Source organism: Vibrio sp. OPT24 (genome assembly GCF_015163545.1).
Taxonomy (GTDB): Bacteria; Pseudomonadota; Gammaproteobacteria; order Enterobacterales; family Vibrionaceae; genus Vibrio; species Vibrio cyclitrophicus.
In genome coordinates this window covers 1,246,312-1,270,025 of sequence record NZ_JADDYI010000053.1, presented here as the reverse complement: position 1 = coordinate 1,270,025, position 23,714 = coordinate 1,246,312, and the positions used below count along the sequence as shown (strand labels likewise).

Sequence of the window (23,714 nt, the reverse complement as noted above, 5' to 3'; positions counted from 1 at the left end):
CCATCGACCCTAGAGTCGATGGCTTTTGCGTTTTGGCTGTTATTTTTTTGTTTGTCTGTTTATCTAGTCATAAACTAACTAAGTATTCAGCTATTTACGCAATGCGTTCAGTTTAGCTTGAGCGATACCAAAGATAGTATCAATTGGATAACTCCCCTCATCACTTGCCTCACCTGCGGCTTTGCCTGTAAACAACTCAATCGCTTCTGTTACATGATCAATCGCCCAGATATTAAACTCGCCCTTTTCAACTGCTTTTACGATGTCGCTACGCAGCATCAGGTTATGAACATTCGAGCGTGGGATGATCACCCCTTGTTCGTTTGAGCGCCCTTTGATTTCACACACATCAAAGAAGCCTTCTATCTTCTCGTTCACACCACCAATTGGCTGAGACTCACCAAACTGGTTCATAGAGCCCGTAATTGCGATATCTTGACGGTTTGGCTGCTTAGAAAACGCTGAAACCACCGCACAGAACTCAGCCATACTCGCACTGTCACCATCGACACCACCATATGATTGCTCGAAGGTGATATTAGTGGTGAGTGGGACTTTCGCTGTCTTACCAAATACAGAAGAAAGGTAGGCCGACAAGATCATCACGCCTTTCGAGTGAATGCTGCCGCCGAGATCTACATTTCTTTCAATATCAATCACCTCACCGTCACCATAGGCCGTCGTTGCCGTGATTCGGTTAGGGGCGCCAAACATATGATCGGTTGTGCTCAGTACAGAAAGTGCATTCACTTGCCCAACTGCTTGACCATCAACATGAATAAGTGTTGTACCGTTAGTGAAAGTTTCCATTACGCTGTCTTGCAATCGGCCAACACGCATCTGCTGGTTAGACAATGCTTGGTCAACGTGTGAAGCCCGAATCAGGTTCGATTTCGCACCTCTAGCAACGTAGTTCGACTCTCGAAGTAGGTTCGCAATATGCGCCGAATGCAACGATAACTTACCTTGATCGCCAGCCTGGCGGGAGCTGTGCTCAATGATGCGAGCAATTGCTTTGCGGTCACAATGAAGCATGTTGTTGTCGTGCACGATGCTCGAAATAAAGCGCGCGTAATGCATTTCAGAATCCGCAGTACGCTTCATCTCATCTTCAAAATCAGCCGTCACACGGAACAATTCACCGAACTCCGCATCGTAGTGCTGCAGCAGTTGGTAAGTACGATAATCACCAAACAGGATGATCTTAACGTCCAGCGGGATAGGTTCAGGATCTAGCGATACCGCTCCCGTTAACGTCACCTCTTTTTCTAACGAAGTGAAGCTCAATTGACGTGAGCGTAGCGCTCGCTTCAAACCTTCCCAAACGTACGGCTGCTCAAGTACCTTCACCGCATCCATTAGCAGTACGCCGCCATTCGCTCGGTGTAAGCTACCTGCGCGAATCAATGAAAAGTCAGTAAATACAGTACCCTTAAACGTCGCCGTTTCTACATAACCAAACAGAGAGTGATAGTTAGGATTTTCTTCAACAACAATCGGTAGAGATTGCTCTTTCTGGCTAACAATGACGTTAACCTTGTAGCGACGCGGCATTTTCTTATCCAACGAAGCCGTCGCAACCTCAGCTTGCTCCGTGCTCTCTTCTAAGAAAATGTCAGCGTTGTCGACGATGTCTTTACGCAGTGCTGTGAGGTATTTTTTGATATCAGGATATTGACTGTAATCCTTCTTCAACTGCTTGATGAAGTGAGTGATCACATCTCTTGCGGTATCATCATTGAGCTTTTGGATTTTCTCTGTATACGTCTCTTCAAGCTCCGTCAATTCACGAGAAATGGTTCTTAACCCAACCTCTAAAATATCGATGGTTTTATCAAATTCGTCTTGTTCTTCCGGTGAAAGTAGATCGAAGCTCTCCTCAGTATGAAGCTCATCACCATTCATTGCGACAAACTGATAATCACCCTGTGTTGTAATCGTCAGGTTGATCCCTTTGTCTTTTGCCTCTTGGCTAATGGCTTCTAATGCCGCTTGTTGTTTAGCAGCCAATTGATTTTTGAGCCTATCGGCGCGGCTAAAGTACATCTCATTATCGAATGCAAGAGGCATTGCTTTGAGCAGTTTACGCATCAACTTCTCAATATCTTGCTTTAAGCTGCTGCCCACGCCACTCGGTAACTTAAGTACCTTCGGTGTACGAATATCTTCAAAGTTAGCGATATAACACCAATCAAAAAGCTCCTGCACTTCTTGAGGATGTCGGTTTAGATAGCGCAAGATCATGGTACGTTTACCAAGACCATTTCGCCCTATCGCATAAATGTTGTAACCCTTTTCCTTGATTGACATCGCGAACTCAACGGCCTTTTGAGCGCGTTCTTGCCCGACGATCTCGTCAATTGGAGCCAGTTCTTTGGTCGACTTACATGGTAGTTTGTCTAGATCTGCTACCTGATACAGCTGTTCTGTATTGAGTCTTTGCATCGCCATCGCCGCCTCCTTAGTCCTTCATTACTTGGGTGTAGATAAAATCAGTGTAGATGTAATTTCCTCTAAATTTAGTGACTTACGCTGCATCGCTGTTCAACCGAACAAATAACACACAATTTGAGTCATTTTTACGAACCAGGGGTTATTTTATTCATCAACTTAACATGCAAATGATTTTAATTTGCAATTGATAATAAATATCATTAACATTTTAAAATACTATAAATTGAGGATGTGGATATGGAAATTGAACGATGCTGGATGCACTACCTAAAAGCTGAACAGTTAATGGAACAAGGTCACTGGCCAGAAGCACAGCGCCTGTATGGTGATGTTCTTATTTCTCTTCCTCATCACATCCAAGATGCTGCGTATCAAAGCGACATTAAACCTTGCCAGTTTGCTTGTTTACTTGCAGGGCTTAGAGACGCAAGTGTTGCTCAATCAGAGATTCTCAATCGTCTAGGTCAACAGCAGCAAGCCTTCGATACATTGAATCAGTCGTACGCACTGATGCAATTTATCTCGCTTGAAAGCACTGAGCTGATTCAACGTACCTTTGGATTATTAGAAAAACAGAGTGAAGATTTACTCAATCACCTGATCGCTTTTTGTAGTGCTCAGCGCAGTTCGCATTGGATGCTGGAACTAGAACAAATTCAACGTGCTCATCATCATTTTGGGCAACTTAAAACAACGTCAGAAGTTCAATCTTCACCTAATGTCTTAAATTGATAAGGATATATCATGTCGGACCGGGCCATTCTCAAAGTTAATAACCTTTCCGTTAGTTTCACAACCAATGATGGAATCATTGATGCGGTTAAAAAGGTTAACTTTACTCTTAATTCCAGTGAAACCTTGGCCATTGTAGGTGAATCAGGTTCTGGTAAATCTGTGTCTTCCAACGCGCTTATGCGCTTGCTTCCTGATAACGCGATTATTGACGCTCAATCTGCAATAGAATTTGAGGGCCAGTCGATACTTGAAAAGACCGAGCGTGAAATGCAGTCAATTCGCGGCGACAGAATTGGCATGATATTCCAAGAGCCAATGACATCACTGAATCCATACCTGCGAGTGGGAACGCAAGTGGCTGAAGCCATTATGTGTCATCGTAAGGTATCAAAGTCAGAGGCAAAACAACGAGTGCTCGAGCTGTTTGAGCTTGTTCACTTACCTATGCCAGAGCAGGCTTACAGCAAATACCCGCATGAATTTTCGGGCGGTCAGTTACAGCGCATCATGATCGCGATGGCACTGATTAATGAACCTGACATTCTGATTGCTGATGAACCAACCACAGCATTAGATGTAACAGTTCAGGCGGAAGTGCTCTCTTTAATCAAAGAGATTCAAAGCAAGATGGGCATGGCGATTTTGTTCATCACCCATGACCTTGGTGTAGTGAAACACTTTGCTGATCGCGTACTCGTGATGTGTAAAGGTGAACTCGTCGAAGAAGGGATCACTCAAGCCTTGTTCGAAAACCCTAAACACGATTACACACGTATGCTGATTAACTCGATTCCGAAAGGCGCTAAGATTCCTGTCCATGAATCAGCCCAAGAATTGTTAAACGCTGAAGACATACGGGTCCAATTCTTGGTTAAATCGCACTTTATCAAAAGTAAGAGTCAGTACTTCGAAGCTGTAAAAGGCATCTCATTGACCCTTAAACAAGGTGAAACGTTAGGCATTGTGGGTGAATCTGGCTCAGGCAAGTCAACACTGGGACGAGCGTTAATCGGTTTACTACCAAGTACCGGACGCATTGTTTATAAAGGCCAAGATGTCAGTTTATTAACCGACAGAGAACGTCATAAGCTCAAGAAAGATGTACAGATGGTGTTCCAAGACCCTTATGGTTCTTTGTCACCACGCATGACAGTTGGAGAAATTATCACCGAAGGCTTAACGGTGCATCAACCTCAACTCTCTAAGAAAGAACGATTGGAACGAGCACGCAAAGCGCTGATTGAAGTGCGTCTAGAACCCAATTCAATTAACCGTTATCCGCATGAGTTCTCTGGCGGACAAAGACAACGTATCGCGATTGCTCGTGCACTTATTCTTGAACCCTCTTTCATTTTACTTGATGAGCCGACTTCAGCACTCGATCGCTCGGTACAACTCACAGTAATCGACCTGTTGAAAGACATTCAAGCAAAGCACAACATCGGCTTCCTTTTCATCAGCCATGATCTCTCGATAGTGAAAGCACTGTCGGATCGTGTTTTGGTGATGCAGAAAGGGGAAGTGATGGAAGAAGGCTCTGCGGAAGATATTTTCAACAACCCGAAAAATAACTACACCAAAAAACTCATCGCTGCGTCATTCGATTTAGAAAATAAATCTAAAAAAAATGCAGCGTAAAGGGAACTAATCAACATTAACAGCGTCTTATAACTACATTCTGAAAAAGCATCTAATGGATTGCAATCTAGAATGGATATAGCAAAACTGGTTTGGCCGCCAAAAGAAAAATGTCGCATGGATGCGACATTTTTCGTTTCTGAAGGGAAATAATTCATCTCGAAGTGTCATTCCCTGGCATCAAATCACTTCATGGCATACTAACGATACAAAGACTTGGTCGACTCTCTCACAATCAAATCAATCGGTGGCAATCGAGCCTCATGCCTCTCACCAGATAATAGATTCAAAATCGACTGAGCACACACCTCTCCAATCTCTTCAATCGGCTGTCTCAAGGTGGTTAGCGCTGGTGTGAAATACTTGGAGGTTGGTAAGTCATCAAACCCAATCACTGATACATCTTCTGGCACTTTATAACCATGATCATGCAGCGCCTTAATCGCGCCATAAGCCGTTTGATCATTTGCTGCAAACAGAGCTGAAAAATGAATCTTAGACTCGATCAGTTCGACGGTTTTCTCATACCCAGACTCACTACTAAAATCACCCTGCTTAACCAATTTGGGCATCACTTTTATGCCAGCCTCTTGAAGTGCTTTTTTATAGCCTTCAAAGCGATTTCCAGAATCAGGCTGACTAGAAAGCCCTTTGATATGAGCGATATTTACATGCCCTTGCTGGAGAAGATGCAAAGTGGCCATATAACCTCCCAGCACATTATCAATGTTAATCGTACGAATATTATCATCAACAATGTCATACCCCACCGCCACGACCGGGATGTCTTGAGCGTATTTAGCAATATCTTCTTTAGTCACACTGCCGGTCACGATGATCATGCCATCAACATTACTTTTCGCCAGATACTCCAGCGCATGTAATTCCAGTTTTTTCTGCCAATGTCCTGTCGCAATCACCAAAGAGTAACCTTGAGCAATCAGAGTTTTCTCCATGTCATTGAGAATGCGACTGGTGTAGGGGCTATCAGGGTGTTGAACTAATACACCAATCGTCAGTGAGCGACGGTTGATGTTCTCTTGCATTTGAAAGTTAGGTTTATAACCCGTGTCTTTGATCGCTTGTTCTATGTTCTGACTCTTATCATCCGACACATAAGTCGTTCGATTAAGAAAACGAGAAACCGTACTGGGAGATACCCCTGCCAGTCTCGCTACATCGTATACGGTGGTTTTTTTTGTTTTTGTACGCATCTCGATACCCTAATCAGGTGACACATGGGAAGCCTATAGCTCCCCACCCGTTTCAACCTGCATACCACTGCTTTGGTTGAAAGTCGTGTCGTGAAGTTAATACAAGTAGGCGAATATCATCCCCGGTCTAAAGTAGCGACCTGCGGTGTATTTCAACCCCGTGCTCAATAACCATTTATGAAGAACGATAGCATGTTCAACCGAGATTTCTCCTTGCAGCATACTAACAAACTTATCAGTGTCTTTAGTCAGGCTCGGATTAACTCGACCGTCAGATAGGACACAGTTTTGAAATTTAAGTGCCACAAGCCAACTATTCGCATCATTTTGTGACAATTCAAATGATTCTGTCAGATCTTTCTCATCAATAGATACTGAACAATTGAACCCTTCTGGTGCAGCAAAAGGAATCTTTGAATAGTCATAAAGCGCGGTATACACGGTATCCATCAAGGTTTCCGCTTGCTGCGATTTACCCGCCAAATTCAACGCAGTCGCTACGCTAAACTGAACGCCAATCCACACATCTTGCGCCTGAAAAGCTTCATGTGGGGAACCATCGGCCAGCGTCATATTTGCTACACCCAGCTTAGGGCTGTTGATCTCAAAGTTGTGCTTATAAACATAGTCTAGTGCTCGTTGTATTCTGTCTTCTGGGAAAATGCCCTCTAAACCGATGAGCTTTAAGTAGCTGTCGGCTAATAGTGCATCACCAAAACTGTTGTCAGAATCTGGCACTAAATTTAAATACTCTTGTGTAAAGGCTTGAGGAGCTGTTTCGCTCAGTAAGCGTTTCTTAGAGACTCTTTGACATACCTTACTAACATCAATTGAAGTATCTGTTTGGTTAAGATAATCATTCAGAATGTTCTTATCGGCAATCGCATCGCCAGTCAGCGCAAGCCCCAAGGTTTCCAATACTTGGTAGCCTTGTCCCGTTAAATGCTTAGCTTGAACCGGAGTGACGAAGAAATGGTAGTAACCTTCTTTATCATCCCATAAGCTTTGCTCGACAGTGGCCAAGGCCTTCTTAGAACGAGCTAAGTAGTCAGCAGCCAATTCATTCTCATCCATCAATAGAGCAAGCTCATTCGCCGCTTGAAGTCCTGCTACCCAAAGGCTCGCGCAGTAAATAGAAATACCGTGAGATGCTAAGTTGTCAAAGGTGTCGTCTGTGCCACGAGTAAGCGGTAAGTCATCACCTTCAGCAACAAGATTCGATAAGAATTCGATGCTTTCAGTCACGGCTTGCCAGCACTCTTTAACCACAGACAGATCTTGAGTATTTTGATAATGACGATACACCATCAGAATGTATTTCGGCGCTAAGTCCTTCCACTCTTTCACATTATGCCAGCTGTAGGCGTCAGGCTGGATATCGAATGGGCTGCCCAAGTCGTGGATTACTGCGCCTCGAATGGCACGTACGCCTTGGTACTTTTCATCAATCAATTCAGCATTCGGTGTCGCTTCGTATTCCCAGTAGCGGCGCTGAGTGAAATCTTCGGCTAAAATAGCTTTCGAGAACTCTTTCATCACACAACCATCAAGCTCAGGCAATAAGTAAAGCAGCGAGAATGAGCCGTAGAAATACACGTCCAGAGAGTTAAAGAATGGGTAGTCGACACACTCTTTCACTAAGAACTTGTCCTCTTTATCCCATACTGTCGATTCCGCTAAGAAGGACAATGAATTCATCGCCATCGTGGCATAGCGCAGTGCAGAATCAGGCTGTGATATCTTGCTTTGAGCTTGCTCTAGGAAAGCCGTTTGTTGCTTCACGATCTGTTGCTCAATCGCTTCTAGCTCTGGCAATACATCCTCTAACATTAGCAAAGCTGGCTTAGCTTGCGGGTAGAATTGCGTATAAGCTTTTTCTGAATGCCAACCATTAAGCATAACTTTGCTGTGTGCCATTACTTGCGCAAAACGCAGGTCAACAAACTCTCCCGCTTCTAGCTCAACCTGCACCACAACCAAAGCGCTCAGTGCTTCACGCCCTGTGTAAATTCCTGTTTGGAACTCAGTGTTTGTACGGCCTGTTTTCAGTGCAAATTCGGTTTGTTTTGTCGTTTTAGATGTATAAAACGTCGGTTTCACAGACACCGATACCTTGCCAGATTCAGTCAGGCGATTATCAGCTTGAACACCGAATACCACTTCACCTTCAATATCACTTTGATAAGGTGACTGGCTAGACAACTGAACACCTGTAAAGCTGTGACTTTCACCCTTTAAGTTAACCGTTTGATGCTGCTGAGCAATTGGGTTTTGAGACAAGGTACAAGCAGAATCCTGAATGCCATCGCGACCTTTTTGGTAGGTTGAGCCAATTAAGTTTTGTAGAGGCTGAGCAAGCGTAATCACGCGTGTTTGCGATGAATTATTGGTTAATTCGAAGTGATTCCAGTGCATCGGTAAAGAACAAAGACGTTTGTTCTCTTTAACGATCGGAGAGACAACCTTACGCTTTATATTAATATCATCGAAGCTACTGTATTTATATTCAGCCAATGGATACAAAGCTTGATATTCTATATCTCTACCATTAACACTACCGGTTTCATTATTACCCCCTGCAGTAAGTGATAATGATTTAGCTGTATAGTTTATTAATAAACCATTAAAGAAATCTAACGCTACATATATCTGACAAACAATAGAAGTTGAATCTAATTCAATCAATAACTTCGTTTTATTCGATAGCTCAACATTCCACTTTATAAAATTATCTTTATTTTCTTGGTAAAAATTACCGTTTTTTAATGCTGCTTGAATGAAGGTAATCGCATTTGGTATATCTTTACTGTCAATTTTCTTTCCATCGAACAAAGCAGGATAAAAATTGAGATGAACGCTCAACTCTTTTTCGTTCAACACTTGAAGTGTATCAATGGTTGGCACATTCATCACAGAAGCATAAAAATCATTAAAATTAATATCTTGCTCTGAACAATCAACAAATATACCAGGAATAAAACTGAAATTTGGAGTGTTACCGTTAGGCGTCAGTGTAAATGTATTGCCAATACCACCCACAGCCATTCCGGTATTTTCTGGCGTGGTCGAAATCGGCGTGTACCAAGGTTGAATAAATTCTACAGCATCCCCTTTTTTACACAGGTGTTCTGAATTTCCTGAATATCTTGTATATGGAATTTTATTCTTCATGTTAAAACCACCATTGAATATTTTATTTTTCTTGTTAATATCTTTTAAAAAATGGAGACATCAACATGTTTAAAATTATAAATGAAAAGTTTGGAAATATTGACTCTGTCACATTAATAAATCACAAACATGGAATAGAACTTCAAATAATTAACGGATTTGGTGCTGTTATTAATAAATATATCGTAAATAACAGTCCATTCTCTTTTATTTGTGGCTATCAGAATTATGATGAACTGATCAACCAATATCCGTTCTTTTCCCGTAGTGCTAAATTATTCCCTTTTCCAAACCGTTTAAACTTAGGACGTTACAGTTTCGATAACCAAAACCATCAACTCCCGGCTAACTTTCCTTGGTCTGATCACGCCGTACATGGCCTGCTTTACAACCAACCTTTTTCAATCACAAACAGCGTAACCAACGAAGAATCAGCCAGTGTGACGTTGCAATATCAAACGTCGTCTTTGCACCCAGGATTCCCGTTTTCTTTCAAACTTGAAGTCACCTTCACTGTCGACATCAAGGGTAGACTCACGTCTTCAACAACTGTTTCTAACCTTGGTGATTCTACATTCCCGTTCGGTGATGCTTGGCACCCTTATTTCTCGCTCGGTACTGAGTTAGAACAGTGTGAACTCACTATGTCACCTTGTACTGAGGTCATACACGAGAACGACCTGCCAAATGGTGAAAAGCGTGCTTTTGACCGTTCATCTCTGAATAACGCCCTAACTAATCAAAGCCTGAACCACTGCTTTGAATTTGAAGCGGCTGCAACCAACCAACTTACTTTGACACTCTCAGATTCGTCTGCCGCTATTCGTTACCAACAAAATGCGAGCTACCCATTCGTTCAGTTGTACACGCCGACTAGCGAGCAAAGTATTGCAATAGAACCAATGACTTGCCCAGCTGATTCCTTCAATAACCTGATTGGCCTATTGACGCTTAGCCCGAATCAATCTCAAACCTTTACTTGGCAATGCCAAGCTAGCTATCAACCACAGTGATGCAACAAAAATAAAGCGACACTAAAGAGAAACCAAAAACCAATAAAGGGCGCATAAAGCGCCCTTCTCTTTGTTAGCCTAAAATCACCTCGATGGTGTGCTCACCAGATGTAAACACTGGCGCCTTGTTACCTGAAATCAGGTCACCATTGACCTTCATTTCAACCACACCCTTACACACGTTATTCGGGTTAGAGACATGAATATGGTATGTCGCGCCACGGAACTGACGACGCACTTTGAATTCAGGCCACTCAGACGGAATACAAGGGTCCACCAGCAAACCATCTACTTCAGGACGGACACCCAGAATCCATTGCGTACCAGCAACGTAGGTCCAAGATGAAGTACCAGAAAGCCAAGCATTACGGCCTAGACCGAACTGTTTATGTTCGTCACCCAAGATGTTTTGAGGATAGCAGTAAGGCTCAGATTCAAAGGTGTCAATGTCGTCGTTCTTAGAAGCTGGGTTGATTTGACGATAGTACTCATACGCACGTTCGCCGTTGCCCATTTTCGCTTCTGCGATCATTACCCAAGGGTTTGAATGTAAGAAAATACCACCATTCTCTTTAGCGCCGGGTGGATACGTTGATACGCCACCTAGCTGTGGATCAAAACCGTTGTAACCAGGAGTTGAAAGCTTGATACCATTGGCCGTGTTCAGCTTGCTGTAAACAGAATCTAGCGCTTGCGTTGCACGCTCTTGAGTCGCGAAACCAGAAATCACAGGCCAGCTTTGACCGTTGGTGTAAATCTGCCCTTGCTCATTTTTATGAGAGCCGATTGGCAAACCTTGCTCATCAAAGTAACGAACAAACCATTCACCATCCCAGCCGCACTCATTGACTGTACTCTGCATCTGTTGGTACTGATCTTTAAACTTAACTGTCAATTGTGCTTCACCACGCAACTCACACAAATCCAACATGTCGAGCAGTGCTTTGCCGTACATGTTCGCCACCATCATCGATTCAGCACCCGTTGGCAGGTTCACCGTGTCATTCCAGTCAGCAAAACCCAATAGCGGTAGACCGTGCTCGCCGGTATTGGTGTAGGTAAATTCAATCGCGCGGCACAGGTGGTTCCAAACCGTTCCCGTTTCAACTGGGTTGCCCGCTTTATCTTTTTGATAGAACGGGATCTCTTTATTCAAGAAGTCTGCATTACCCGTTTCTTTCACATATTGAGTGACCGCGTAGATGATCCACAGGTGATCATCGCCGTAGTAATCAGGACGGTCTTCCTCTTCACGAGAGTCACCCGCGTTCGCTTCCATCGTTGATGGGAAGAACTGATGCATCGCAGAACCGTTAGTATTCTGAACAGACAAGAGACGCTCAATGAACTCACGCGCCTCTTCTGGCATGTGAGTAATCACACCCAAAGTATCTTGAGAAGAGTCACGGAAACCGATACCACGAGCGCCATAGCCAAGCTGATACAGAGACAGGTAACGAGACCAGTTCTTGGTTGTGTGGCACTGACGTGGGTTATGTACGTTAAGCATTGAGTTCATTGCTGGGTCTGGCGTTTCAACCTGAACCGCTTGTAGGTAACCATCCCAATGTTCAGCCAGTTCAGCGAAAGCAGAATCGACCACTTGATGGTCACGATATTTAGCCAATAGAGGCAGTGCAGCTTCTAGGCTCTGTTCTTGCGCGATTTGTACAATCGTACGTTCTGTCTGCTCTGGTGATAACCAACCCAAGCGCAGATTTAGTGCGCCAATGTTATCGCCACGCAAGCACTCAGTATTACCCAGTTCATCATTGTTTAGCGCTTCTGGCGCTGCCCATGTACCGTATCCCAAATTGCCTAAAAACGACTGGCGATCACCGTCAAAAGAAGTCGCAGGGCGATCCGCTGTCATAAGGTTAACCGCGTAATCACGCTTCATGAAAGCGTATTGCTCAAGCACGGTATGACCCGACTCTTGCTGATGCGCTTTAAGCGTCATAGTTTGTGGAACCCAGTCTGCGTTTAATAGTTGCTTAAGTGCATCAAAGTGAGTGAACTCATACACGGGTACCACATCAACGTGCAGCGCTTTGTCTGAAATGTTGGTGACTTTGATGTCTTGCAACAGTACTTGGTCAGACTTTGGCACAAAGAAGGTCGCTTCACAGCGCACACCGAATGCTTCCGCAATAATGGTGGTGTAAGACAAACCCGTATGGTTTTCAAACTTATCCAATGGCTTCAGAGTTGGTGTGTAAAAAGGAGAAAACACTTCTACATTCCCTGCTTCATCACGCACCTTAAGGTATAAGGTCGAGCCTTTGAAATCTGAGTTTGGCAGTTGAGCAATGTACTTGGTGATGCGGTTGAGTGCCGGATCGCCTTTACACAACAACACGCCGCCGTTGCTATCTACAATGCCACCGAAATCTAATGTGCCCACATAGTTACACCATTTGATCGGTGTACACGGTGTGGTTGCTACGTATTCTTTGTTTTTATCGTCAAAATATCCGAATTTCATCATCACTATCCCCAGCCCCTCCCAAATCAGGAAGGGCCAAACAATTTGTCGTAAGTTGGTTGATATCAGCTCGATGGCTGACTGAACCATTTGAATCTGTTGTCTCGAACTCGCTTTATTTAACGAACTAGCTCGCTAGCGAGTTTTCGCTTAGCGCGTCAAACAGGTGGAATGCATCCAAGTCCAAGTAAAGTGTCAGTTCTTTCACGTCTACTTCAGCCGCTTGAGTTTCAACCATTAACGGTTGACCGCCGATTTCTGTTTTCAGAAGAATGCTTGCGCCCAGTAATTCCTTGTCTTTTATTTTCACAGGGAATGGCAGTACGCGATCGTGGTCCACTTGCTCAGCACGTAGGTGAATGTCTGTTGGACGAACACCAAAATGCAGCGCTAGGTTTTTCGACGCCAAAGATTTGAATCGCTCAGGCAGTGGAATTTTTACATCGCCAAGTTCTACGAAGTACTCACCTTCTGTTTCAGTCAATTTCGCTTCCAGCATATTCATTGATGGGTTACCAATGAATTGCGCGACAAACTTGTTAGCAGGGCGTTGGAACACCTCAGTTGGCGTACCGACTTGTGCCACATAACCATCTTTTAAAATCACAATGCGATCGGCCAGCGTCATTGCTTCGATCTGATCATGGGTTACGTAGATCGTTGTGGTTTTTAGTTCACGATGTAGGTGTTTGATCTCTTCACGCATCACGCCACGCAGTTTTGCATCAAGGTTAGATAACGGCTCATCAAACAAGAAAACCTTAGGCGTACGAACCATCGCACGGCCCATCGCAACACGCTGACGTTGACCACCAGAAAGCTCTTTCGGCTTACGGCTCAGTAACGGATCAAGTTCAAGCATTTTTGCTGCTTTCAGTACTTCTACGTCGATTTCTGCTTTCGGCATGCCTTTCAGTTTTAGTGCAAAGGCGATGTTCTCATAAACCGTCATGTGTGGGTAAAGCGCGTAGCTTTGGAATACCATCGCTAAGTCACGATCTTTCGCGTCGACTTTATTCATCAGCTTACCGCCAACGACGATGTCGCCAGAGCTGATGCTCTCTAGGCCAGCAAGCATACGTAGCGTAGTCGATTTACCACAGCCAGATGGGCCAAGGAAAACAACGAATTCACCGTCTTCAACCGTAAAGTCAAACTCTTTTACAACTTCAACGTCGCCAAATGATTTTTTGATGTTCTTAAATTCAACTTTAGCCATTACTTGTTCTCCTCAGCGCGCTCTAGAAGCATATTTTGGTATGCGATAGCACTCTGTTTTAATGTTCTTTTTTGGGTTTGGTAATCAACGTGGATAATGCCGAAACGTTGGCAGTAGCCGAACGCCCATTCAAAGTTGTCCATTAGGCTCCAGGCGAAGTAACCATCGACTCGCACGCCCGCTTCTACTGCGTTATGCACCGCTTCGATATGACCTTGGAAATAACGAACTCGTTGCTCATCCATCACTTGTCCGTTAACACATTCGTCGTTACCTGCTGCGCCGTTCTCTGTGATGTAGATAGGCGGCATATTTTCGTAACGATCATCCAGTCTTATCAATAAATCGGTTAAACCTTGCGGGTTGATTTCCCAACCAATATAGGTGTGCTCAGCATCGGTTTGTTTTACAGACTCAATATCACCGTTTTCATTGAAACGAGCGACGTTGCGTGTGTAGTAGTTGATACCGATGTAATCCACTGGTGCACTGATGATGTCGAGATCGCCTTCTAAAATCATCGGCATGTTCATCGCTTGGCGTTCAACCACTAACTGTGGGTATTCACCTTTCAATACTGGGTCAATAAACCAGTGAAAGTTTTCCGCTTCACAATAATCCGCAGCACCTTGGTCTTGCGGCATTAATGGGTAAGCTGGTGTCGCATTGAATACCACACCATGCTTAGCGTGAGGTGCATTCTTTCTAAGAATCGGCATTGCCAGACCATGTGCCAACATTAGATGGTGAGACGCTAAGTAGCCCTCTTTTTCACCCTTGATACCTGGCGCGTGTTCGCCCCAGCGGTAACCAAGGAATGCAGAGACAAACGGTTCGTTCAGCGTAGTGTAAACGTCAATTTTGTTACCAAAATAGTCACTTACGGCTTCTGCGTATTCTGCGAATTTGTAAGACGTTTCTCGGTTTAGCCAGCCACCCTTATCTTCAAGGTATTGCGGAAGATCCCAGTGATACAGCGTCACATACACCTTCATTCCACGAGCATGGCACTCATCAATAATTTGCTCGTAAAACTCTAGACCTTGCTGATTCACTACACCGTCTTGCGGCAGGATGCGCGGCCATGCAATAGAGAGACGGTAAGCATCAACGCCTAAGCCTTGTATCATCTCGATGTCTTGTTTCCACAAATGGTAGTGATCACACGCCACGTCACCATTGTCTCCGTTATCAACCTTACCCGGCTTTTTGCAGAACGTGTCCCAGATAGACGGTGTGCGACCGCCCTCTGCTACGCCGCCTTCAATTTGGTATGAAGATGTCGCGACACCGAATACAAATTCCTTACTGCGTAACTTTGAATCACTTGGAAGTTGAAATTTATTCATTGTTATAACCCTTAAACCTAACCTTTAACTGCGCCGGACGTTAACCCACTGATCATCTGTTTTGATGCGAACAAGTAAGTAATCACGAGCGGTAAAATAGAAATTGTGGTGCCTAGCATTACCGCGCCCCATGGCGTATTCGGAATACCTTGAACACTTCGAAGTGCTTGCGTAATAACATAGTTATCTGGGTTGTTGAGCACCACGAGAGGCTGCATAAACATGTTCCAGAAGAAAACGAACTGAACGATAGCCAATGTTGCGAGTGCAGGCTTCATCAACGGGAGCACCACACTCCAGTACGTTCTAAATTCACCAGCACCATCTAACTTCGCCGCTTCTAACAACTCTTTAGGAATCGATGCAATCACGTGCTGACGCATCAGAAAGATACCAAATGGTGTGGTAGTGAACGGTAGCCACACCGCCATGTGGTTATCTAGCAACCCTAGAAATTTCACGATCATGAAGTATGGAATCAAGCTAAGCACCGGCGGAATCGCCATCGAGCCAACCAACATGCCAAACAGCACGTTTTTTCCGCGGAACTTAAACACTGCAAACGCGTAACCACCCATGCTACAGAACAGCAGCGAGATAGTTGTGCCTAGGAAGGCCACGTAAATAGAGTTAAACATCGCCTTCCAGAACGGCATGATTTCCAGCAGTTTTGCGTAGTTAACCGCTAAGCTATCGCCAATGGCAAAACTGATGCCCGAGCCAAAAATTTCTGAACGGTCACGTGTTGAAAGCAAGGCTGACCACACGAACGGGAATACCGTAATAATCGCTGACACAACCAGTAATATGCCGAGCATAACCATCAAGATCTTAGTCATGATGTACATGCTGCGTTCGCTTGGCATTAGGCCACTTAGTGGTGAGGTATTTGTCTTAATTGATGTCGACATATTAATGTTCCCCTAAGCCTTTCTTACCGAAGAATATAAATTGAACCAAGGTACACGTTGCGATGAGAGCGAATAGCAGCCAAGAGATTGCTGACGCTGTACCCATTTCTAACCATTCCCAACCCACTTTGTAGAGGTACATCGAAATGGTTAAACCAGATTGACCTGTACCACCCGTACCACGTGTTAAAACGAACGGTTCTTCAAACATCTGCAAGTTGCCGATGATGGTCATTGTGATAGCGAAGAAGATAAACGGACGAATCATAGGCAGTGAGATATTCCAGAAGCGGCGGAAAGCATTAGCGCCATCCATACGAGCTGCTTCTAAAATGTCTTTCGGAATCGTCATCAAACCTGTGGTGTACAGAACAATGTTAAAACCTGTGTATTTCCAAAACACCATGATTGCGATTGACGGTTTCACCATAGTGGCATCGTCTAGCCAGCGGATTGGTTGGAAATCGTTAACCCAAGCGAATGCCCAGCCAAACAGTGTGCTATCGGCGAGAGCCATTAGCGTTTGGTTGATTATTCCTGAGTTAGGAGAGTACATGTTGAAGAAAATCAGTGACGCTGCGACCGTTGATGTAATGAACGGAAGAAAGTACGCCGATGTTAGCCAGTGACGCATACGGTCACCCATTGAAACCAGCATGTAAGCCACTGGAATTGCAACCAAGTGTTGAGCCACACCTGACGTAACCGCTAGCCACAATGTGTTCTTCAACGAACGCCATAACCATGGGTCAGTCAATGCAATGTGATAGTTCTCAAAACCAACGAACTCCATCGCATCCATGCCTCTTACCGGGTTCCACTCGTGGAACGACAGATAAACAGAGAACAACAGCGGGAAGATCCCAAATACAGAAAAAATGATCAGAAACGGCAGAAGAAATCCATACGGTGAAAGCGCTTTCAAATTTAGGCGAGAAAAAAAGCTTTGCTCCGAAGGTTCTATCGTTGTGCTCGCTGTATGATTCATAGTAACGACCTCTTAGAAAAGGAAGCGCGTTATCCACGCTTCCTCACTTACTTAAAAAAAGAACAAATTAAAGATTACGGGTACGACGTTTGATTAGACGCTCAGCCTCTTTAAGCGCTGTTTCGATGTCTTTACCTTCATCAAGTACTTCCATCAATGCGTTCTCTAAAATAATAGAACGTGCAACGTGATCGCCTTGCGCTGGAGATACTGGCTTAATATTCTGTGCGACTTCAGCAAAGATAAGACGAGCTTTTTGTCCGCCTAGGAACTCCACTTCTTCTTGGAACAATTCATCGTCATATGTCGTTACGTTCGCCGGGAAAGCAGCAATCGTTTCGAAGTGCTTAAGCTGAACTTCGCGCTCAGTCGTCATGTATTTAATAAGAGCCCACGCTTCATCAGGATTCTCTGATTGCGTTGGAATAGAAAGGAATGAACCACCCCAGCTGCCGTAGATGCCATCAGGTAGGTTTTCTACTGCCCACTTACCTTTAGTTTCAGGAGCAATCCAGTTATTTAGGTGACCAAGAAGCCAAGCGCCAGAAAGTTGAGTTGCAAACGTGCCGTTGCGGAAGCCTTCGTACCATTCGTTAGACCAAGCCAGAATACGACCGTCTAAGCCTTTGTCGCGAATCTCTTTCGCTACTTCAAAAGCGTGAACGAAACGTTCTGATGTCACAACTGGGTTGCCATCTTTATCGAAGTAAAGACCTTCACCTTCAGGAACGGTCGTGAAGATAATCGCTTGTGCTACATCAGCCGCTGAAGCAATCAGTTGTACATTTTGCTCTTTCAGCTTTTCACCAGCAGCAATGTATGAATCCCAATCTTTGATTGCTTCTTCTACATCAATACCCGCTTTTTCAAATACGTCAGTGCGGTAGTACATCACACCAGGGCCAAGGTCGACCGGAATGCCGTACATGTTGCCATCAGCGCCTTTGCCTTGTGCCCATGCGTAAGGTGCGAATCGTTCTTCGTACTTATCTGCACCGTAGTTTTCAGACAGGTTAACTAGGCCGCCAGAGCCAACGAATGGACCGATTTTTTCTACATCCACTACGATCACGTCACCCGCTCCAGAGCCGGTTGCTAAGTTTGTGGTTAACTTAGTGTGGTGGTCACCATGGTTATTCATTAGGTAATCGACTTTGATACCCGTTTCCTTTTCGAAATCAGGCAGCAATACCTTTAGGCTGCTATCAAAATCAGGGAAACCGTCAAAACGAATTTCTTTGTCAGCGGCATTCACAGCTGTTGTACCTAATCCTAAAGCAACCGCGCATGAAAGCGCTAAGGTCTTAAATTTCATGTTCTATCCTTAATGTTTTTATAGGGTAACTGGTAAATCCAATACCGAGTTTCTAGTGACCAACGTCGGCAGCAATTTAAAGTTCACGTCATGTTTTATTTTTTTTAGCTTTTGTAGAGTGAGCTGCACTGCTTCAATGCTCATCTCTTCAATGGGGAAGTTAATGGTGGTCAAACTAGGGGTCAGATAACGCGCGAAGATGGTGTTATCAAAGCCCACCAGTGAGACGTCCTTCGGAACAGACAATCCCTCCTGATGTAAGACTTCGAATGCGCCAAATGCCATGTGATCGTTTGAAGCAAATACGGCCGTGAACCGACACTTGCGGTTGATCAACTTCTTCATAGCGCTGATACCAGTCTCTTCGGTAAACCCCGCCTCTGAGACCAAAGCTTCATCGTATGGCACACCCGCTTCTTCCAAAGCCTTTCGATAACCTTGCAAACGCCCCCTAGCATCTGCTTTATCTAAAGGCCCGGTAATACACGCGATATCTGTATGTCCCTTTTGCAAAAGATATTGAGTAGCGAGTAGCCCCCCGACTTCGTTATCAATGTCTATGCAACTCATCGCCATTTCTGGGATGAAGCGGTTAATCAAAACCACAGGGGTCCCCTGTTCTTCCAATTCAATTAAATAGTCATCACTCAGCAGTTGAGTATGAAGAATCAAAGCATCAACTCGACGCCCCAATAAAAACTCTACAGACTCGCGCTGCCCTTGCTCAGTGTTAGAACCCGCCGTGACGACAGCGTGGTAACCAAAGCGGCGTAAGTTCTCTTCTATACAATGCAAAATGCCTGAATAGAACGAACCGCCAAGTTCTGGAACAACAACACCAACACTACCTGTACGACTTGAAGCCAAGGCTTGAGCGATGGAGTTCGGACGATACCCCAACTCTTTGATCGCTTTTTCAACCTTTAGCTTCTTGTCATGACTCACTCTACTGGTGCCATTGATAACCCTAGACACTGTCGCCTGAGACACACCTGCATGTTCTGATACGTGTTTAATTGTCGCCACTCGAACCTCGATACTTCATTAGCTTGTAACCGCTTACAAAACGATTATTAAGAAAATACGTTTTAGTTGAAGTGAGTGTCATCACACTAAACCCGGCGCTAAAAAGGCCAGTTATGGAAATCATGAAAGCGCTTACAGATTCCCTTCATACCATGAAACTGTTTCATGAGATTATGGCTAAAGCAATAAGAACGCTGTTCTATTATTAATGCGTAAACTCAAAAAATCCGTCTAGGTCCCCCTTTTTTTGAAAGCACTATTTGGTGCAGCCCCCACAGCAGACGGTAATATACGGAACAAAATTGACCTTATTGTTTCAAGGGCAATACGAAATTGTATGAGAACATTTCACTCCTTCTGTAATTCACGTACCCAGAGACAAAAAGCCCAGCATAAGGCTGGGCGCGAAATCTCCGATAAACTCGATGTTGTGACTAATCCTTGTGACTTGGATGCTCCGCTAACTTAAATTCCTGCGTTAACGAGAATTGCTCTTGAGACATCACTTCAAGCTGTTGGCCATGTGAGAAAAGTACCTGAGATCGCTCGGAGTTCTCTTCTGCCAACATATGTATCTGACTGATATTTTGCGTGACTTGAGAAGCCACAACCTGATGTTCTGTGGTCGCGGTAGCGATCTGATGGCTTCTTTGTTCGACTTCATTGAGAAGACCAAACACCTTAGAGATTGAGTGGTTGACCTCCCCAGTTTGTGCTACGCATTGAACCATACCCACCACACATTGATTGATTTGTTCAACGGCTAGCTTAGAACTGGTTTGCAGTTGTTCAATTTTATGGTGAATCTCTTGAGTCGATGCGTTGGTTTTCGCAGCCAATACTCGAACTTCATCGGCAACCACAGAAAAGCCTCTTCCTTGCTCTCCTGCTCGTGCCGCTTCAATGGCCGCGTTAAGTGCCAATAGATTCGTTTGCTCTGATATCCCCGATATCACATCGAGAATCGAACCAATGCTAGCACTCTCTTTTTCCAGCTGAGCAATAGTCACTGTCGATTCAGCCAGTTGACTTTCTAAACCACTCATCATCTCAACGCTTTTATCCATGGTCTTTTGACCATCACTTGAACTGGACACCGCTTCGGTCACTAGGGTTAAAGTTTGATTGGCCGCTTGGGTTATTTCCGTTACAGAACACTCAATTTGCTCCATCGCAGTTGCCACCATCACAGTTTGATTGGTCTGGTCTTGCATCGCTTCACGCAGTGAACGACTAGTGCTTTGGTTCTCCAAGGAAGCTTGCTGTAAATGCATCGACGAATTACGCATGTTCTCAATCATTTGAGCTAGATGGCTAATCACCAAATTAACTTTGTCACTGACTGAACCAAATTCATTGCTTGATCGATACTCAACCCTAGAGCTCAGATCCTTATTGGCGACTTGGTCTAAAGCACTTTGCACAAGTTTACTTGGCTTACGGATCCCTTTGGCAATGTTCAACCCGATCAACATAGCAACGAAAACCGATGATGCCGAGATGATGAATTGCATCAAAAGCGCCTGATTAGACGAATCTATCGACTCTTGATATAAACGTGTCGCGGTGTTTTCCGCGTACATAGAAAGCTCATCGAAATGAGCTAACTGAACGTCAATTAGCTGTTCTATATCCACTCTTTGTTGCGCGATAACCTCATGTCTTTTTACAGTCTCCATGTGGGTTGCAACTGAGCCTTGCTCAGAAAAGGCATGCAAAGCGAGTAACAACAAAGACTGTTTGCTACGTCGCATCAAAACTGGATTTAATGCCTCTAGGTCAGTGACCGCTTCTTCAAATCGTTCTTTACGACTGTGCAGACGGCGTTCGATACTACGAACCTCAGATGAGGTTTGCAGCGAAAAGGCCTCATTTGCTTCTGCGGCAATCAAACTCAATTGCACCAACAAGGCTTCGACTGCTTTTTGCGTGTTCTCCGAATCCGCACTCGCTAATTGATTCACTAAGCTGTTATTAAGCTGCCCCACGACAGACTGGAATTGCTCTTGTTTCATCGAGCCAAGGTCTTTGCCATCCAAATACGATACATAGAGATTCAAAACTTGTTCGATCTTCTCGAACGTAGACTCTCCCGTTTCATTAATTTTATTGAGCATGGATTCAATTGGTGAACCGGCTGCGTCCTTGCCTTCAAACCAATTTAATTGCTGCTGATACAGATTGATATTATTCAAAATGGTTTGCTTTAATGGCTCGAGTTCATCAATGTAATTGGCGGATAAATAGGGAATCGTGCTGCGATTAATGTCCAAGAATCCAATAGTAAGTGCCGACGATTGAAGCATTAGTGGAGTGGCTTGCTGTGTGATATTTTCAATTCGAGTTGTGATGTTCTTATTGCTACTGATACTTAGCCACGCAGAGGCTAACATAATTGCGATCAGTACAAAAAAACCCAGATAAACTCGAGACACAATGGAAGAAAGTCTCATAGTTATTCCTTGAGCTAGTGGCGAAAAAAAGGGCACAAAAATGTGCCCAAGAATGGAGTTAATTGAAACGTGCCCTAATCAATCTGCCTTTAGGGCTAAAATGGACAGTATTACTTACTCTTTAAAAGCATAGGTATTTCAACGTATGCTCTTAATAAGCATGGATATTTGAAAGCATCGCTCTTTGAAAATATGCCTAATTCAAAGAGCTGCTGTTTCTAGCTTGTGATTACCACCAAGCTTCAAACATTGCACCGAATGCAAGTGTATCTGCAGTAACCGTTTCAGTTGTGCCTTTAGTCTCCACATCACCCACTGTTGTGTAGAAACGTAGCATTGGACGACTCCAAGGTAGACCACCAAGTGATACGTTTTGAGATAGCGTGACTTTCCAACCGTTTTTCTCAGAACCATCATCACGATCTTCCATCGCGTAGCCCGCTTCTAACCATGTAGAATGCGTGTCATCCCATTGATACTGTGGACGAACTATACCAGCGTATTCGCTCTGCTCTGTTGCATCGTCACCAGAGATATCTTTGTACGATATAAGGTAATCAATAATGAATTGATCGCTCGTTGCGTAGTTACCTTCTAAACTTACATAGATAACTTGCTTATCGCCCGCTAACTCAAATACTGAGTTATCAGCACCGTCAGCGTATTTAGCAACTAACTTGTTGGAATCACCTAAGCCAAGAGTTGCACCGATTTGCCATGCATTTTCATCGCTTACTTTATTCCCGATAGTATCGGCTTCTTCAGACGCGAAACCATAGTTAGCATACAAATCTAGGTTGCCAATACCAGCATTGATGCCGTGAAGTTTCGACGTAATACCATAACGGCCTGAATCATTACCTAGAGCACCGTCTTCGCTATCAACCGCACCAACAAAACCCATGTCTAGCTTAATGCCACCAAGGTTTAAGTTGTTAAAGCCCGCACCTTGACCATCGTGAGACATCCAGAAGTAATCGTTCAAACCTTGTTGTGGACGCTGATGGAAATCACGACCAGCCCATGCGTATAGCTCAGGTTGGCTCTCAACGAAATTAGTGACACCAGCGTACATTTTCTTCAAGTTTACGCCGCCAGAAGAACCCCACTGATCGTTGTTCCAATCATCAAGCATGAGCACTACGTCCCACTTCGCACCGCTATCTGCTTGGAAAATTTTTCCTAATTGAAACTCACCGCCGTTGGCTTCGTTACCTAAACGACCAAGAGAGCGGCCTGAGCTACCAACTTCAACATAGCGATTGTCTCCATCCGAGTAATGTGCGCCGTAACGAGCGTAACCAGAGAATACAATCCCTTCTGGCACTTTCGTGTCTGGAGTCAAAACTGCTGGCTGTTGATCGTTCACATAATCAATTTCTACAACCTTAGATTCTAACTCTTGAATTCGTTTTTCTAATGCTTCGATATCAGTATCAGCAGCAAAAGAAGAGAGTGAAGCAAGCGATGCCGCCACTGCGACTGTTATTGGCAAAAGCTTAAATTTTTGCATTTTATTTCCCTATTATTTTTTTGAGTTTTCATCGAACAGGGAAATATTAAGCAATGAAAGCGTTGAAAAGTTAGTTGCTGTTCACACTGATAAATCAGCCCAAATGCCATGAAACTTTTAGAGTTATCACCAGATATAGTTATCTATTTACAATCAGGTAGATAGACGTAGAAATTCGCAATAATACAGCTTGAAATCGCTTTCATTTCATCAGTAATGGTGGCCACTAT

15 protein-coding genes are annotated in these 23,714 nt (G+C 44.2%); 3 read left to right on the top strand and 12 right to left on the bottom strand.

Going from position 1 to position 23,714, the window contains the following annotated elements; translation table 11 throughout:
* Window positions 1-90 precede the first annotated feature (90 nt).
* Complete coding sequence (locus tag IQO02_RS19255; RefSeq protein ID WP_010432664.1) at window positions 91-2,451, bottom strand: Lon protease family protein; 2,361 nt, start codon at window positions 2,449-2,451, stop codon at window positions 91-93.
* A 240-nt stretch (window positions 2,452-2,691) separates the two neighbouring features.
* On the opposite strand from IQO02_RS19255, the gene IQO02_RS19250 reads away from it, so the two are divergent.
* Window positions 2,692-3,186, top strand: a complete 495-nt coding sequence (locus IQO02_RS19250; RefSeq protein ID WP_016766943.1) for a hypothetical protein — start codon at window positions 2,692-2,694, stop codon at window positions 3,184-3,186.
* Between the two features lie 12 nt (window positions 3,187-3,198).
* Window positions 3,199-4,827, top strand: a complete 1,629-nt coding sequence (locus IQO02_RS19245; RefSeq protein WP_016785499.1) for an ABC transporter ATP-binding protein — start codon at window positions 3,199-3,201, stop codon at window positions 4,825-4,827.
* A 200-nt stretch (window positions 4,828-5,027) separates the two neighbouring features.
* Here the strand turns inward: IQO02_RS19245 and IQO02_RS19240 are convergent, their stop codons facing one another.
* Window positions 5,028-6,041: a LacI family DNA-binding transcriptional regulator gene (locus IQO02_RS19240; protein ID WP_010432657.1), complete on the bottom strand. Its 1,014-nt coding sequence runs from the start codon at window positions 6,039-6,041 to the stop codon at window positions 5,028-5,030.
* A gap of 96 nt (window positions 6,042-6,137) precedes the next feature.
* Window positions 6,138-9,212 (bottom strand): GH116 family glycosyl hydrolase, encoded by a 3,075-nt coding sequence (locus IQO02_RS19235; RefSeq protein WP_065612550.1) that lies wholly within the window; start codon window positions 9,210-9,212, stop codon window positions 6,138-6,140.
* Between the two features lie 65 nt (window positions 9,213-9,277).
* Between IQO02_RS19235 and IQO02_RS19230 the strand changes: the two genes are divergently transcribed.
* Window positions 9,278-10,225 (top strand): aldose 1-epimerase, encoded by a 948-nt coding sequence (locus IQO02_RS19230; protein ID WP_065612551.1) that lies wholly within the window; start codon window positions 9,278-9,280, stop codon window positions 10,223-10,225.
* Between the two features lie 73 nt (window positions 10,226-10,298).
* Here IQO02_RS19230 and IQO02_RS19225 read toward each other — a convergent pair whose 3' ends face one another.
* The 9 genes from IQO02_RS19225 to IQO02_RS19185 form a co-directional block, all read right to left on the bottom strand.
* Complete coding sequence (locus tag IQO02_RS19225; protein ID WP_065612552.1) at window positions 10,299-12,713, bottom strand: GH36-type glycosyl hydrolase domain-containing protein; 2,415 nt, start codon at window positions 12,711-12,713, stop codon at window positions 10,299-10,301.
* A 124-nt stretch (window positions 12,714-12,837) separates the two neighbouring features.
* Window positions 12,838-13,929, bottom strand: a complete 1,092-nt coding sequence (locus tag IQO02_RS19220) for an ABC transporter ATP-binding protein (protein WP_010432646.1) — start codon at window positions 13,927-13,929, stop codon at window positions 12,838-12,840.
* A complete protein-coding gene (locus tag IQO02_RS19215) occupies window positions 13,929-15,278 on the bottom strand; it encodes a GH1 family beta-glucosidase (protein ID WP_065612553.1) in 1,350 nt (449 codons plus the stop codon). The genes IQO02_RS19220 and IQO02_RS19215 overlap by 1 nt, the downstream gene beginning before the upstream one ends.
* Before the next feature lie 17 nt (window positions 15,279-15,295).
* On the bottom strand, window positions 15,296-16,144 hold the full coding sequence (locus IQO02_RS19210; protein WP_016766938.1) for a carbohydrate ABC transporter permease: 849 nt from the start codon (window positions 16,142-16,144) through the stop codon (window positions 15,296-15,298).
* A 46-nt stretch (window positions 16,145-16,190) separates the two neighbouring features.
* Window positions 16,191-17,177: a carbohydrate ABC transporter permease gene (locus IQO02_RS19205; protein WP_010432637.1), complete on the bottom strand. Its 987-nt coding sequence runs from the start codon at window positions 17,175-17,177 to the stop codon at window positions 16,191-16,193.
* Window positions 17,178-17,244: 67 nt separating this feature from the next.
* On the bottom strand, window positions 17,245-18,492 hold the full coding sequence (locus IQO02_RS19200) for an ABC transporter substrate-binding protein (protein WP_010432635.1): 1,248 nt from the start codon (window positions 18,490-18,492) through the stop codon (window positions 17,245-17,247).
* 18 nt (window positions 18,493-18,510) lie between these two features.
* Entirely contained in the window at window positions 18,511-19,518 is a 1,008-nt protein-coding gene (locus tag IQO02_RS19195) for a LacI family DNA-binding transcriptional regulator (RefSeq protein ID WP_010432632.1), read from the bottom strand.
* Window positions 19,519-19,952: 434 nt separating this feature from the next.
* Complete coding sequence (locus tag IQO02_RS19190) at window positions 19,953-21,971, bottom strand: methyl-accepting chemotaxis protein (protein ID WP_016799917.1); 2,019 nt, start codon at window positions 21,969-21,971, stop codon at window positions 19,953-19,955.
* Between the two features lie 229 nt (window positions 21,972-22,200).
* Entirely contained in the window at window positions 22,201-23,484 is a 1,284-nt protein-coding gene (locus IQO02_RS19185; RefSeq protein ID WP_010432626.1) for a carbohydrate porin, read from the bottom strand.
* Between the last annotated feature and the right edge of the window lie 230 nt (window positions 23,485-23,714).

Excerpts from the sequence above, each read along its gene's own strand:
- IQO02_RS19255 (WP_010432664.1), bottom strand. The coding sequence starts at position 2,451 with ATGGCGATGCAAAGACTCAATACAGAACAGCTGTATCAGGTAGCAGAT.
- IQO02_RS19250 (WP_016766943.1), top strand. The coding sequence starts at position 2,692 with ATGGAAATTGAACGATGCTGGATGCACTACCTAAAAGCTGAACAGTTA.
- IQO02_RS19245 (WP_016785499.1), top strand. The coding sequence starts at position 3,199 with ATGTCGGACCGGGCCATTCTCAAAGTTAATAACCTTTCCGTTAGTTTC.
- IQO02_RS19240 (WP_010432657.1), bottom strand. The coding sequence starts at position 6,041 with ATGCGTACAAAAACAAAAAAAACCACCGTATACGATGTAGCGAGACTG.
- IQO02_RS19235 (WP_065612550.1), bottom strand. The coding sequence starts at position 9,212 with ATGAAGAATAAAATTCCATATACAAGATATTCAGGAAATTCAGAACAC.
- IQO02_RS19230 (WP_065612551.1), top strand. The coding sequence starts at position 9,278 with ATGTTTAAAATTATAAATGAAAAGTTTGGAAATATTGACTCTGTCACA.
- IQO02_RS19225 (WP_065612552.1), bottom strand. The coding sequence starts at position 12,713 with ATGATGAAATTCGGATATTTTGACGATAAAAACAAAGAATACGTAGCA.
- IQO02_RS19220 (WP_010432646.1), bottom strand. The coding sequence starts at position 13,929 with ATGGCTAAAGTTGAATTTAAGAACATCAAAAAATCATTTGGCGACGTT.
- IQO02_RS19215 (WP_065612553.1), bottom strand. The coding sequence starts at position 15,278 with ATGAATAAATTTCAACTTCCAAGTGATTCAAAGTTACGCAGTAAGGAA.
- IQO02_RS19210 (WP_016766938.1), bottom strand. The coding sequence starts at position 16,144 with ATGCCAAGCGAACGCAGCATGTACATCATGACTAAGATCTTGATGGTT.
- IQO02_RS19205 (WP_010432637.1), bottom strand. The coding sequence starts at position 17,177 with ATGAATCATACAGCGAGCACAACGATAGAACCTTCGGAGCAAAGCTTT.
- IQO02_RS19200 (WP_010432635.1), bottom strand. The coding sequence starts at position 18,492 with ATGAAATTTAAGACCTTAGCGCTTTCATGCGCGGTTGCTTTAGGATTA.
- IQO02_RS19190 (WP_016799917.1), bottom strand. The coding sequence starts at position 21,971 with ATGAGACTTTCTTCCATTGTGTCTCGAGTTTATCTGGGTTTTTTTGTA.
- IQO02_RS19185 (WP_010432626.1), bottom strand. The coding sequence starts at position 23,484 with ATGCAAAAATTTAAGCTTTTGCCAATAACAGTCGCAGTGGCGGCATCG.